This window comes from Peribacillus sp. FSL E2-0159 (assembly GCF_038643155.1).
Taxonomy (GTDB): Bacteria; Bacillota; Bacilli; order Bacillales; family DSM-1321; genus Peribacillus; species Peribacillus simplex.
The window spans coordinates 163,449-176,703 of sequence record NZ_CP152053.1 but is presented as its reverse complement, the minus strand read 5'-3'; the positions used below and the strand labels follow the sequence as shown (position 1 = coordinate 176,703).

Annotated in this window: 8 protein-coding genes, 9 tRNA genes and 3 rRNA genes; 1 reads left to right on the top strand and 19 read right to left on the bottom strand. The window is 45.4% G+C overall.

The window, feature by feature from the left end; genetic code table 11:
* Nucleotides 1-273: 273 nt before the first annotated feature.
* The 5 genes from glmM to sigW form a co-directional block, all read right to left on the bottom strand.
* Nucleotides 274-1,623, bottom strand: coding sequence for a phosphoglucosamine mutase (glmM, locus tag NYE63_RS01020; protein WP_207440979.1), 1,350 nt, complete (start codon nucleotides 1,621-1,623; stop codon nucleotides 274-276).
* A 56-nt stretch (nucleotides 1,624-1,679) separates the two neighbouring features.
* The gene (locus NYE63_RS01015) at nucleotides 1,680-3,044 is read right to left on the bottom strand and encodes a CdaR family protein (protein ID WP_342603748.1); all 1,365 of its coding nucleotides are present in this window, start codon (nucleotides 3,042-3,044) and stop codon (nucleotides 1,680-1,682) included.
* Nucleotides 3,037-3,861: a diadenylate cyclase CdaA gene (cdaA, locus tag NYE63_RS01010; protein ID WP_034304935.1), complete on the bottom strand. Its 825-nt coding sequence runs from the start codon at nucleotides 3,859-3,861 to the stop codon at nucleotides 3,037-3,039. Before cdaA ends, NYE63_RS01015 begins: the two co-directional genes overlap by 8 nt.
* Nucleotides 3,862-4,078: 217 nt before the next feature.
* A complete protein-coding gene (locus tag NYE63_RS01005; RefSeq protein ID WP_063236210.1) occupies nucleotides 4,079-4,702 on the bottom strand; it encodes an anti-sigma factor in 624 nt (207 codons plus the stop codon).
* Nucleotides 4,703-4,718: 16 nt separating this feature from the next.
* Nucleotides 4,719-5,282: an RNA polymerase sigma factor SigW gene (gene sigW / locus NYE63_RS01000; protein WP_063236211.1), complete on the bottom strand. Its 564-nt coding sequence runs from the start codon at nucleotides 5,280-5,282 to the stop codon at nucleotides 4,719-4,721.
* A 170-nt stretch (nucleotides 5,283-5,452) separates the two neighbouring features.
* Between sigW and NYE63_RS00995 the strand changes: the two genes are divergently transcribed.
* Entirely contained in the window at nucleotides 5,453-5,638 is a 186-nt protein-coding gene (locus tag NYE63_RS00995; RefSeq protein WP_342603747.1) for an aspartyl-phosphate phosphatase Spo0E family protein, read from the top strand.
* Between the two features lie 137 nt (nucleotides 5,639-5,775).
* Here the strand turns inward: NYE63_RS00995 and rocF are convergent, their stop codons facing one another.
* From rocF to NYE63_RS00925, 14 genes are all read right to left on the bottom strand, one after another.
* Complete coding sequence (gene rocF / locus NYE63_RS00990; protein WP_342605654.1) at nucleotides 5,776-6,672, bottom strand: arginase; 897 nt, start codon at nucleotides 6,670-6,672, stop codon at nucleotides 5,776-5,778.
* Between the two features lie 211 nt (nucleotides 6,673-6,883).
* Nucleotides 6,884-6,959, bottom strand: a tRNA-Ala gene (locus NYE63_RS00985).
* 21 nt (nucleotides 6,960-6,980) lie between these two features.
* A tRNA-Gly gene (locus NYE63_RS00980) sits at nucleotides 6,981-7,052 on the bottom strand.
* 3 nt (nucleotides 7,053-7,055) lie between these two features.
* A tRNA-Gln gene (locus tag NYE63_RS00975) sits at nucleotides 7,056-7,130 on the bottom strand.
* Nucleotides 7,131-7,234: 104 nt separating this feature from the next.
* Nucleotides 7,235-7,318: transfer RNA gene (locus NYE63_RS00970), tRNA-Tyr, on the bottom strand.
* Between the two features lie 18 nt (nucleotides 7,319-7,336).
* Nucleotides 7,337-7,412 (bottom strand) — tRNA-Thr (locus tag NYE63_RS00965).
* Between the two features lie 15 nt (nucleotides 7,413-7,427).
* Nucleotides 7,428-7,503: transfer RNA gene (locus NYE63_RS00960), tRNA-Val, on the bottom strand.
* A gap of 19 nt (nucleotides 7,504-7,522) precedes the next feature.
* Nucleotides 7,523-7,597: transfer RNA gene (locus NYE63_RS00955), tRNA-Glu, on the bottom strand.
* A gap of 31 nt (nucleotides 7,598-7,628) precedes the next feature.
* Nucleotides 7,629-7,701, bottom strand: a tRNA-Thr gene (locus tag NYE63_RS00950).
* A gap of 3 nt (nucleotides 7,702-7,704) precedes the next feature.
* Nucleotides 7,705-7,779, bottom strand: a tRNA-Asn gene (locus tag NYE63_RS00945).
* A 45-nt stretch (nucleotides 7,780-7,824) separates the two neighbouring features.
* A 5S ribosomal RNA gene (rrf, locus tag NYE63_RS00940) occupies nucleotides 7,825-7,940 on the bottom strand.
* 76 nt (nucleotides 7,941-8,016) lie between these two features.
* A 23S ribosomal RNA gene (locus NYE63_RS00935) occupies nucleotides 8,017-10,949 on the bottom strand.
* Between the two features lie 176 nt (nucleotides 10,950-11,125).
* A 16S ribosomal RNA gene (locus NYE63_RS00930) occupies nucleotides 11,126-12,676 on the bottom strand.
* The 16S, 23S and 5S rRNA genes sit together here with 9 tRNA genes alongside, the layout of an rRNA operon.
* 277 nt (nucleotides 12,677-12,953) lie before the next feature.
* Complete coding sequence (locus tag NYE63_RS00925) at nucleotides 12,954-13,190, bottom strand: hypothetical protein (RefSeq protein WP_342603746.1); 237 nt, start codon at nucleotides 13,188-13,190, stop codon at nucleotides 12,954-12,956.
* Nucleotides 13,191-13,255 lie beyond the last annotated feature (65 nt).

Here is a 13,255-nt window from a genome sequence, read left to right as displayed (position 1 = left end):
CGGGAGGTATCCGCCGATCATTCGATAAACCTCCTCCTCGTCAACTAAGCCATTTCTCGTCCAGACTTAGTTCAGGCGCTTTTGTGAATCCGTTTCTCCCTGCCTACCCTCCTTTTTAACACAACCATTTTTAGAAAATGAGTTGTAAATCAGGATAATCATACCTTAAACAAGGGACATAGGTCAATTCTTTATTACCAATACCTAAAAAAAGTACTTCTTTATAAAAATATGCATAAAAGGAAATTTCGTTCCCTTTATGCATAGGATTGCTTATTCGTTCATACCCATTTCCGCTCTTACAACTGCGACGATGCGATCTACATAATTAGTGCATTCCTCAGCTGTCGGTGCTTCAGCCATAACACGGACTAGTGGTTCAGTGCCGGATGGTCTCACCAAAATACGGCCGTTTCCGTTCATTTCCCCTTCGACTGCCTTGATGACTTCCTGTACCTTTTCGTTATCGGTTACAGCGTGTTTATCGGTAACTCTGACATTGATCAGCGTTTGAGGATATTTCTTCATCTCGCCAGCGAGCTCCGATAAGGTTTTTTGGGTGTCACTCATGATGTTCACAAGCTGTAAGCCTGTCAACAAGCCATCACCTGTCGTGTTATAGTCCAGGAAGATGATATGTCCGGATTGTTCGCCACCAAGGTTATAGCCGCCTTTTCGCATCTCCTCGACCACATAGCGATCTCCCACTGCCGTCTGGGCGCTTTGTATACCATGCTCTTCAAGACCTTTATAGAAACCAAGGTTGCTCATGATCGTAGAAACCACTGTTCCCTGTTTCAGACGATTATTTTCTTTCAAGTATTTCGCACAGATATACATGATTTGGTCGCCGTCCACTATATTTCCTTTTTCATCTATCGCAATGACGCGGTCCCCGTCCCCATCGAAAGCAAGTCCAACATCCGCACCTTTTTCTTTTAAGAATTCAGCAAGTGCTTCAGGGTGGGTAGAACCTACCTTATCATTAATGTTCAAGCCATTTGGCGATGCCCCCATTGTAGAGATGTCTGCATCAAGATCTGCAAACAGATGCATGGCCAAGGCAGATGTCGCCCCATGTGCACAATCAAGAGCAACATGAATGCCTGTAAAATCTTCATCCACTGATTGTTTCAAGTACTGGAGATACTTTTGCCCTCCTTCGAAATAATCGTTCAAATGGCCTAAATCTCCGCCAACCGGGCGTGGAAGTTCATCCTTTTCCATATCTAATAGTGTTTCAATTTCAGCTTCTTGATCATCGGATAACTTAAACCCATCCGGTCCAAAGAATTTAATGCCATTATCCGCTACCGGATTATGCGAAGCGGAAATCATGACACCTGCTTCAGCACTTAAGGCCTTTGTTAAATAGGCAACTCCCGGTGTCGAAATGACACCCAGGCGCATCACTTCAGCCCCAATGGATAAAAGACCGGCAACAAGCGCACCTTCCAGCATTTCACCTGAAATACGAGTATCGCGCCCTATCAGCACTTTGGGTTTTTCTGTATTTCTAGTAAGAACGTAGCCACCAAAACGGCCTAGTTTAAATGCCAACTCCGGTGTTAATTCGCTATTCGCTATACCCCTGACTCCGTCTGTTCCAAAATATTTACCCATCTTTATCGCTCCTTCTTCGAATCGTTACTGAATTTAATGATGATGTTAAAGGAAGGTCATGTCTCTTCGTCTTTTTGTGTGATGGTGACCGAAACCGTTTTAGAATCCAGTTCCCATTCCACTCCCTCAGGCACTGTTACCGCCAAATCCACATCATGCGTACCTTCATCTAAATTACTCACATCTACTGTAAGATTAATGTCGTCTTTAGTTATTTTGTTCAAATCATCCGCCTCACCAAGCAAAGTGATGCTTGTTACATCGGATTCCAATTCGGCATTTTGGTCATCCTGTATGCCCACAGGCACTATTTGTATATTGTTGAAAGTTTTAGACTCAATGGCAGCCGGTTCATCTTCTTCTGTTTCTTCTTCGACTACTTGTTCTTCTTGTTTTTGTTCAGTTTCCGGTTCTTCCTCTTCTACGACTGGCTCTGCATTCTCTTCATCTTCATCTACATCAACTTTCTCTGTGCGAATCTTGACCTTGGCCTTACCCAAGGACATTTTTTGTACACTTTCCGGTTTATTAAGATCGAGTTCAAGTTCTGTATCACCATCAATTTTCGAGATATTTACAGGAAGATTTATTCCATCTATTTTTTCCAGGCTCGTTTCCGAACCAAATAAGGTAACCTCTTTTGGGTCGACACTTATACTCGTGATCCTGATGCCATCCTTTGCCTTGCCCATTTGCTTCGGTGCTATCGACACCGTCTTGGAAGGTATGCTCACTTCCAAGGAAACTGCAACAGAAGATGGCTCGATCGTCACATCAAGCTTATTCAAGTCCCTGTCCAGGGCTTTAACGGTTGCCTTGCTGTTCACCGTTTCGTTAAGTCCCTTACTTATTTCAAGGTTTGCCTTTACATAGGAAATTTGTTCAATCGCATCTTTAGCACCCGTTATTCTGACAGTTTTCGGGCTGACTGTTGGCTGACCAGCGGTATATCCCTCTTCAAGTAAAGAGCTATTATACTCGGCTTCAACGGAGAATTCCTTCGTCACCCGTTCCTGAACGTTGACTTCCGCATATTCCGGATCGATCGTCGCCACTAACTTTTCATTCAACTCACTTATTTTAAATGTGACGGTTCTGTCCCCCATTGATATTGCAGGATCAGAAAGGTCTACATACACTTTAAAGTCCCTTTGGTTTTTCGCATTTATCAATAGGCTTTTTGCTCCCTTTAGAGTAACATCAACCGTCTCCGGTACTCCGCTCACCACTAGATTCTCACGGTCATAGTATACTTCAACCGGTACATTTTCGATGGTCTCCGTACTGATTTCAGGGGCTGTCGATAAACCAAGGGATTTTTTATCCGACTCCATCTCAAAGTTAATGGAAATGAACAAAAGTGCTGCCAAGGCAAAAGCTACGATTCTCATAAACCAAGCGCTATTGGTGAATTTATCCATTCTTTTTCCCCCTCCAGTTAAAGATGCTTGAGGAAGTTGATTTGATGTTTTCCACTACCAGTTCACTTGTAAGCATGGCTCTAAATGATTCTTGATTCAAATCCCGGTAAAGTTCCCCGTTTTTAGTGACGGATATCCCTCCCGTTTCTTCTGAAACGACAATCGTAAGACTATCCGTAACTTCACTCATGCCTATGGCTGCCCTATGCCGTGTGCCAAGCTCCTTTGATATGAATGGACTCTCTGATAATGGCAAGTAGCAAGCTGCAGCCGCCACCTGGTTATTTTGTAAAATAACTGCGCCATCATGGAGCGGCGTATTAGGGATGAAGATATTAATGAGCAGTTCTGAAGAAATATAGGATTTTAGGGGTATCCCCGTTTCAACATAATCCCCCAGCTCCGTACCCTTCTCTATAGTAATCAAGGCCCCAATCCGCCTTTTTGCCATATAAGTCGACGCCTTTAGGATTTCTTCGACTAAACGCTCTTGCTGATTCTCTTCTGGAACGGTGCCCCTTGCAAAGAGCTTCCCGCGTCCTAATTGTTCGAGTGCCCTTCTCAGTTCAGGTTGAAAAATGACGAGAATCGCCAATACTCCCCAATTCATGACTTGTGCCATTAACCATCCGAGTGTATTGAAACCAAACAGGTTGCTTAAGCTTTTTACAATGACAATTACAAAAATTCCTTTTAGCAGCTGAATAGCCTTCGTTCCTCGAATAATAGTTAACAATTTATATATCACAAACCATACAAGGAGAATATCAATGAAATTTACTACATAGTCCCAAACAGTCAAATTGGTTAAAGACATGTTGTTTCCTCCAGTCAGTATTACTCCAAATACCAATTACATTCTTTATAAGATAACCTTAATAGTATACCATTTTTTAAATGATACATCTAAAAACTAGTGTGAGAAATTTACATAGGAAAAACGCATCATGAAAAATGGTTCATTTCCCATTAAAAAATAAAGCTGAGCGAAGTCACCGTAAATGAAAAACGATGCCCCTCCCAGCTACCATTCCTTATTCCTTTTTCTCCTCTTTAGCAGGAACCAACGAGGTTGCAGTATCCTTTACTTTATACCACATCCACTCAAAGGCTTGGTCAATAACATGGATGCTCCCAGTCACATTCCCTGCTTTAGACATATATTTATGCCCATTTATGACTGTCACATCTCCCTCTACTTCACCATCTATTTGAATATTACCATTTTGAACTACCACATTTCCCTTGATCGTCTCACCCTCAGGAACAATCACCGTTTCACCTTCGACCACTAAGTTCGGCTGCTTAGATACTGAAAAATGTTCGTCCTGATTATAAGTGGAAAAAACAGATCCTGTCATCAATATGATGAACATCGCTGCCGCTGTCATGAAGGGATGGCTTTTGAACCAACGTTTGGCACCTGTTGTTTTCGTTTCCTTTGGCAATTGAGCCATAACCTTTGCTGTAAAGTCATCCGGGGCCTTTATATGGGAAGTGCTTTGTACAAGAGCGACCGCCTTTTTCATTTCATGAAAGTAATCCCGGCATTCAGCACAGTTATGCAAGTGCTCTCGTAAAACTTCTTTATGCTCCGGTTTGATGTCCTCATCTAAATAATCATGCATATATTCAATGATTTCCTCATGGCAGTTCATTTTTCTCACCTTCTTTTTATAAATGGCGTAGTTGTTTACGCAAGGCTTCCCGACCGCGATGTATCCTCGTCTTAACCGTACCGACCGGCAAATCGAGTATTTCACTGATTTCCTTTAAAGATAACTCTTCAATATACTTCAATACGATTACCGATCGGTATTTTTCGGGCAATTTCATTATTTCCACTTGAATGGTTTCCTGTAGTTCTAAAGATTCAACCTCTTCCTCAGGTTTCGCCATATCCGATGCAATTTGGGAATACATATTCAATCCCTCTGTTCCTGCCACCTCTGCATCTAAATAATAATCCGGTTTTTTCTTCCGAAGCCGGTCAATACAAAGATTGGTCGCAATCCGATATAACCATGTAGAAAATTTCATTTGTATATTGAAACTTCGAATATTCACGTAGGCTCTTACAAAGGCCTCTTGGGCCAAATCTTCTGCTTCTTGCCTGTTTCCGAGCATCCTAAAACATATTTGGAATACTTTGTCCTTGTAAATTTCGACAATTTCCCCAAATGCATTATGGTCTCCCTTTAATACTTGATTAATTCTCTCTTTAATGAGTGCATCCATTTTCCGGTATTACCCCCGCTCATGCGGCTATACGATTACTACGAATCGTAAGCTAAAAGGTTTCAAAAATTTAATACATTAATTTTAACAAAGTTTTACATTTTATGTTTAAGAAAAAAAAAACAGGGCTATATAGTAAGAAATTGAAATTCAAGGGAGTGATTCTCTATATGACTGCAGAACAAATTTTAGACCATATTGAACAATACAGACAGAAAATGATGTTTTTGGCTTCCCGTTCTTCGATGGTGGATAATGAAGTTGTTGAAGTTAGCAGCAAACTGGATTCTTTAATCACCCAATACATCCATTTAACTAAAAATGGAGATCTCACAGACAGTCGTGCTCTTAAGTGAATATGGAAATAAGATTGCAACCATCTATCTATAGATATGTTCCTGTTACATACACCCTGGAAAATAAACCTACGTCTTATAGCATATAAAAAACAGTAACCCATTACAAGCCGGTTACTGTTTCTTTTATTTATTGGTTATAATAACTTTTCTCCAAATAGCGAACCCATTAGGGCCACGGCAACGATCGCCGTTTTATTTCGCTCATCTAAAATGGGATTCACTTCAACGAATTCAGCGGATGTAATCAAGTTGGATTCCGCAAGCATTTCCATGGCCAAATGACTTTCCCGATAACTTATACCACCAATCACCGGTGTCCCCACTCCGGGTGCATCTGCTGGATCAACTCCATCCAAATCCAATGAAAGGTGGACTCCATCCGTTCTTTCCCTTAAATAATCAATACATTCTTCCATGACCCGTGCCATTCCCATACGGTCGATCTCATGCATCGTGAATACTCTAATCCCTTTCTCACGGATAAGTTCTTTTTCCCCTTCGTCCAATGACCTTGCTCCAATTATTACGATGTTTTCCGGTTTCACTTTTGGAGCAAAACCATGGATATTGATTAGGTCCGGGTGTCCAACCCCAATACTGACAGCTAGGGGCATCCCGTGTATATTCCCTGATGGTGAAGTATCTTCCGTATTTAAATCCCCATGTGCGTCGTACCAAATCACACCTAAACTTTCATAGTGCTTTGCGACACCTGCCAGTGTACCTATAGCTATTGAATGGTCTCCCCCCAATACAAGCGGAAAGGAACCTCCTTCTATTATTTCATCAACTCTTGTAGCTAACTGGGTGTTCCCTTCTGCAACAAGCTGTAAGTTTTTTAGATTTGTCCCAGGCTCATCTGCATTTTCAGGACGCCCTACAATTATATCCCCTAAATCCTCTACTTCTATATTCAACTTTTCAAGACGCTCGACAATCTCTGCGCAGCGAATGGCACTAGGTCCCATATCCACCCCTCGCCTTGCTTGACCGAGGTCCATAGGCAATCCGATGACGGAAATTTTCTGAATAGACATACAATTCCCCCTTTCCACCATTTTATATCGTATATGCCGAGTGGTTCAACTCGACATTTTCATGTATAAAGATACACGTTTGACTATCACATATGTTTTTTGAAAAAAATATTTTCTGGGGATTAGTATACCCAACTATTTCTTAAACAAAAAAAGTCTTAAACCATTTTTGGTTTAAGACGTAAGTTTTGGTGTATGTAGTTGATGGTGGAGCCTAGCGGGATCGAACCGCTGACCTCCTGCGTGCAAGGCAGGCGCTCTCCCAGCTGAGCTAAGGCCCCTAAGGGATTTAAAATATATTAAGCGGAAGACGGGATTCGAACCCGCGACCCCAACCTTGGCAAGGTTGTATTCTACCACTGAACTACTTCCGCAAATGGCTGGGCTAGAAGGGATCGAACCTTCGCATGACGGAATCAAAATCCGTTGCCTTACCGCTTGGCTATAGCCCAATATATGTTATGAAAAGATTAATGGTCAACAAAATAAAAAGGTGGTAATCATACATTTCCCCAATACAGAGAATATATAACTGATCCACAGGATTTTATTAAAATGGTGGAGGGGGGCAGATTCGAACTGCCGAACCCGAAGGAGCGGATTTACAGTCCGCCGCGTTTAGCCACTTCGCTACCCCTCCGCACTATATGGTTGTAAATGGTGCCGGCAAGAGGACTTGAACCCCCAACCTACTGATTACAAGTCAGTTGCTCTACCAGTTGAGCTACACCGGCAAGTAAAGAATAAAATGGTGGAGGATGACGGGATCGAACCGCCGACCCTCTGCTTGTAAGGCAGATGCTCTCCCAGCTGAGCTAATCCTCCGTTTTAATGAATTAAGAAATGGTGACCCGTACGGGATTCGAACCCGTGTTACCGCCGTGAAAGGGCGGTGTCTTAACCGCTTGACCAACGGGCCGAACTGTTTTGTGTTCATAGATAGATTGGGAAGCTCCCAAGCGGATTCGAACCGCTGACCTCTTCCTTACCATGGAAGTGCTCTACCTACTGAGCTATGGAAGCATATGGCTCCGCAGGTAGGACTCGAACCTACGACCGTTCGGTTAACAGCCGAATGCTCTACCACTGAGCTACTGCGGAATAATATAATGTTTCCTAAAACCCATTTAAAGATTTAAATGAATAGCCTGGCAACGTCCTACTCTCACAGGGGGAAACCCCCAACTACCATCGGCGCTGAAGAACTTAACTTCCGTGTTCGGAATGGGTACGGGTATGACCTCTTCGCCATCATTGCCAGACTATATTCATTTTTGAAGAATTTTCATTCCTTCAAAACTAGATAATAATAAGAAGGTATTTCATTTTTTTAAAGCGTTGGTTAAGTCCTCGATCTATTAGTATCAGTCAGCTCCACATGTCGCCACGCTTCCACCTCTGACCTATCAACCTGATCATCTTTCAGGGATCTTACTAGCTTGCGCCATGGGAAATCTCATCTTGAGGGGGGCTTCATGCTTAGATGCTTTCAGCACTTATCCCGTCCGCACGTAGCTACCCAGCTATGCCTTTGGCAAGACAACTGGTACACCAGCGGTGCGTCCATCCCGGTCCTCTCGTACTAAGGACAGCTCCTCTCAAATTTCCTGCGCCCGCGACGGATAGGGACCGAACTGTCTCACGACGTTCTGAACCCAGCTCGCGTACCGCTTTAATGGGCGAACAGCCCAACCCTTGGGACCGACTACAGCCCCAGGATGCGATGAGCCGACATCGAGGTGCCAAACCTCCCCGTCGATGTGGACTCTTGGGGGAGATAAGCCTGTTATCCCCGGGGTAGCTTTTATCCGTTGAGCGATGGCCCTTCCATGCGGAACCACCGGATCACTAAGCCCGACTTTCGTCCCTGCTCGACTTGTAGGTCTCGCAGTCAAGCTCCCTTGTGCCTTTACACTCTACGAATGATTTCCAACCATTCTGAGGGAACCTTTGGGCGCCTCCGTTACTCTTTAGGAGGCGACCGCCCCAGTCAAACTGCCCACCTGACACTGTCTCCCACCCCGATAAGGGGCGCGGGTTAGAATTTCAATACAGCCAGGGTAGTATCCCACCAACGCCTCCACCGAAGCTAGCGCTCCGGCTTCTCAGGCTCCTACCTATCCTGTACAAGCTGTACCAAAATTCAATATCAGGCTGCAGTAAAGCTCCACGGGGTCTTTCCGTCCTGTCGCGGGTAACCTGCATCTTCACAGGTACTATAATTTCACCGAGTCTCTCGTTGAGACAGTGCCCAGATCGTTACACCTTTCGTGCGGGTCGGAACTTACCCGACAAGGAATTTCGCTACCTTAGGACCGTTATAGTTACGGCCGCCGTTTACTGGGGCTTCGGTTCAAAGCTTCGCTTGCGCTAACCTCTCCCCTTAACCTTCCAGCACCGGGCAGGTGTCAGCCCCTATACTTCGCCTTGCGGCTTCGCAGAGACCTGTGTTTTTGCTAAACAGTCGCCTGGGCCTATTCACTGCGGCTTTTCTGGGCTATTCACCCTAAAAAGCACCCCTTCTCCCGAAGTTACGGGGTCATTTTGCCGAGTTCCTTAACGAGAGTTCTCTCGCACACCTTAGGATTCTCTCCTCGCCTACCTGTGTCGGTTTGCGGTACGGGCACCTTACATCTCACTAGAGGCTTTTCTTGGCAGCGTGGAATCAGGAACTTCGGTACTATATTTCCCTCGCCATCACAGCTCCGCCTTAATGGAAACGGGATTTGCCTCGTTTCCGGCCTAACTGCTTGGACGCGCATATCCAACAGCGCGCTTACCCTATCCTTCTGCGTCCCCCCATCGTTCAAACGATGTATAGGTGGTACAGGAATATCAACCTGTTGTCCATCGCCTACGCCTTTCGGCCTCGGCTTAGGTCCCGACTAACCCTGAGCGGACGAGCCTTCCTCAGGAAACCTTAGGCATTCGGTGGAAGGGATTCTCACCCTTCTTTCGCTACTCATACCGGCATTCTCACTTCTAAGCGCTCCACCAGTCCTTCCGGTCTGACTTCAACGCCCTTAGAACGCTCTCCTACCATCGACACCATACGGTGTCAATCCACAGCTTCGGTGATACGTTTAGCCCCGGTACATTTTCGGCGCGGAGTCACTCGACCAGTGAGCTATTACGCACTCTTTAAATGGTGGCTGCTTCTGAGCCAACATCCTGGTTGTCTAAGCAACTCCACATCCTTTTCCACTTAACGTATACTTTGGGACCTTAGCTGGTGGTCTGGGCTGTTTCCCTTTCGACTACGGATCTTATCACTCGCAGTCTGACTCCCAAGAATAAGTATTTGGCATTCGGAGTTTGACTGAATTCGGTAACCCGTTGGGGGCCCCTAGTCCAATCAGTGCTCTACCTCCAATACTCTCATCTTGAGGCTAGCCCTAAAGCTATTTCGGAGAGAACCAGCTATCTCCAGGTTCGATTGGAATTTCTCCGCTACCCACACCTCATCCCCGCACTTTTCAACGTGCGTGGGTTCGGGCCTCCATTCAGTGTTACCTGAACTTCACCCTGGACATGGGTAGATCACCTGGTTTCGGGTCTACGACCTCATACTCATTCGCCCTATTCAGACTCGCTTTCGCTGCGGCTCCGTCTTATCAACTTAACCTCGCATGAAATCGTAACTCGCCGGTTCATTCTACAAAAGGCACGCCATTACCCATTAACGGGCTTTGACTACTTGTAGGCACACGGTTTCAGGATCTATTTCACTCCCCTTCCGGGGTGCTTTTCACCTTTCCCTCACGGTACTGGTTCACTATCGGTCACTAGGGAGTATTTAGCCTTGGGAGATGGTCCTCCCTGCTTCCGACGGGATTTCTCGTGTCCCGCCGTACTCAGGATCCACTCAGGAGGGAACGAAGTTTCAACTACAGGGTTTTTACCTTCTTTGACGGACCTTTCCAGATCACTTCATTTACCCCGTTCCTTTGTAACTCCATGTTGAGTGTCCTACAACCCCAAGAGGCAAGCCTCTTGGTTTGGGCTAATTCCGTTTCGCTCGCCGCTACTCAGGAAATCGCATTTGCTTTCTCTTCCTCCGGGTACTTAGATGTTTCAGTTCCCCGGGTCTGCCTTCAGTACCCTATGTATTCAGGTAAAGATACTGTTCCATTACGAACAGTGGGTTTCCCCATTCGGAAATCTCCGGATCAAAGCTTACTTACAGCTCCCCGAAGCATATCGGTGTTAGTCCCGTCCTTCATCGGCTCCTAGTGCCAAGGCATCCACCGTGCGCCCTTTCTAACTTAACCGTTAAAAAAGATCTTACAGATGCTTTGAAAAAAATTAATTGCCTTCTATCTATTATCTAGTTTTCAAGGAACAAAGCAGAAAGAATCCATCACATCGTGATGTTTGTCTTTCCTATTTGAATGAATTACTCATTCAAAACTGAACAAAACAAAAGCGCTCTCGTAATTATCCTTAGAAAGGAGGTGATCCAGCCGCACCTTCCGATACGGCTACCTTGTTACGACTTCACCCCAATCATCTGTCCCACCTTAGGCGGCTGGCTCCATAAAGGTTACCTCACCGACTTCGGGTGTTACAAACTCTCGTGGTGTGACGGGCGGTGTGTACAAGGCCCGGGAACGTATTCACCGCGGCATGCTGATCCGCGATTACTAGCGATTCCGGCTTCATGTAGGCGAGTTGCAGCCTACAATCCGAACTGAGAATGGCTTTATGGGATTCGCTTACCTTCGCAGGTTTGCAGCCCTTTGTACCATCCATTGTAGCACGTGTGTAGCCCAGGTCATAAGGGGCATGATGATTTGACGTCATCCCCACCTTCCTCCGGTTTGTCACCGGCAGTCACCTTAGAGTGCCCAACTGAATGCTGGCAACTAAGATCAAGGGTTGCGCTCGTTGCGGGACTTAACCCAACATCTCACGACACGAGCTGACGACAACCATGCACCACCTGTCACTCTGTCCCCCGAAGGGGAAAGCCCTATCTCTAGGGTTGTCAGAGGATGTCAAGACCTGGTAAGGTTCTTCGCGTTGCTTCGAATTAAACCACATGCTCCACCGCTTGTGCGGGCCCCCGTCAATTCCTTTGAGTTTCAGCCTTGCGGCCGTACTCCCCAGGCGGAGTGCTTAATGCGTTAGCTGCAGCACTAAAGGGCGGAAACCCTCTAACACTTAGCACTCATCGTTTACGGCGTGGACTACCAGGGTATCTAATCCTGTTTGCTCCCCACGCTTTCGCGCCTCAGTGTCAGTTACAGACCAGAAAGTCGCCTTCGCCACTGGTGTTCCTCCAAATCTCTACGCATTTCACCGCTACACTTGGAATTCCACTTTCCTCTTCTGCACTCAAGTTCCCCAGTTTCCAATGACCCTCCACGGTTGAGCCGTGGGCTTTCACATCAGACTTAAGGAACCACCTGCGCGCGCTTTACGCCCAATAATTCCGGACAACGCTTGCCACCTACGTATTACCGCGGCTGCTGGCACGTAGTTAGCCGTGGCTTTCTGGTTAGGTACCGTCAAGGTACCAGCAGTTACTCTGGTACTTGTTCTTCCCTAACAACAGAACTTTACGACCCGAAGGCCTTCTTCGTTCACGCGGCGTTGCTCCGTCAGACTTTCGTCCATTGCGGAAGATTCCCTACTGCTGCCTCCCGTAGGAGTCTGGGCCGTGTCTCAGTCCCAGTGTGGCCGATCACCCTCTCAGGTCGGCTACGCATCGTCGCCTTGGTGAGCCATTACCTCACCAACTAGCTAATGCGCCGCGGGCCCATCTATAAGTGACAGCGTAAACCGTCTTTCCATCTTCTCTCATGCGAGAAAAGAACGTATCCGGTATTAGCTCCGGTTTCCCGAAGTTATCCCAGTCTTATAGGCAGGTTGCCCACGTGTTACTCACCCGTCCGCCGCTAATCTCAGGGAGCAAGCTCCCGTCGATTCGCTCGACTTGCATGTATTAGGCACGCCGCCAGCGTTCGTCCTGAGCCAGGATCAAACTCTCCGAAGAAATGTTTGACTTGCTCATTTGCTTTTTTAATAGTGTGTGCTCACTTAAAATTTAACGTTGGCGCTTTGTTTTGTTCAGTTTTCAAAGAGCAATTTGTTCGCCATCTCTCTTAGCGACTTTAATATCTTAACATCTTATTGCCACTTCGTCAATAAGTTTTTTAAAAAAGTTTTTTTCATTCTTTTTCAAAAGCTTTTATGTTGCAGCAACTTTTATAATATAACAGCGTATAAATTAATAGTCAATAGATTTTTTGAATATAATTCACTTTTAAATATTATGACTGATTCCACTTGGATAAATTCGTTTTTCCCCTCATATACATTAGGCATTCCTCCTTGGTGCTCACCCTTTTAAACAGCCTGAAAAGGATGTTATATTTCTCGTTTATTGCCCTTTTTACTAAGTGGTCAATTCTGTCATCCTGCAAATCGAATAATATTTCATCCATCTCTCTTTTTAAAAGGTACTCCAATTCCATCTTTTCTTTGTCATTAATCAATAAACCCAGCATGGTTCACACCTCCATCAGACAGCTTTCCCCATTCCCATCAATTTTATGAATTTTCAACTGATTTT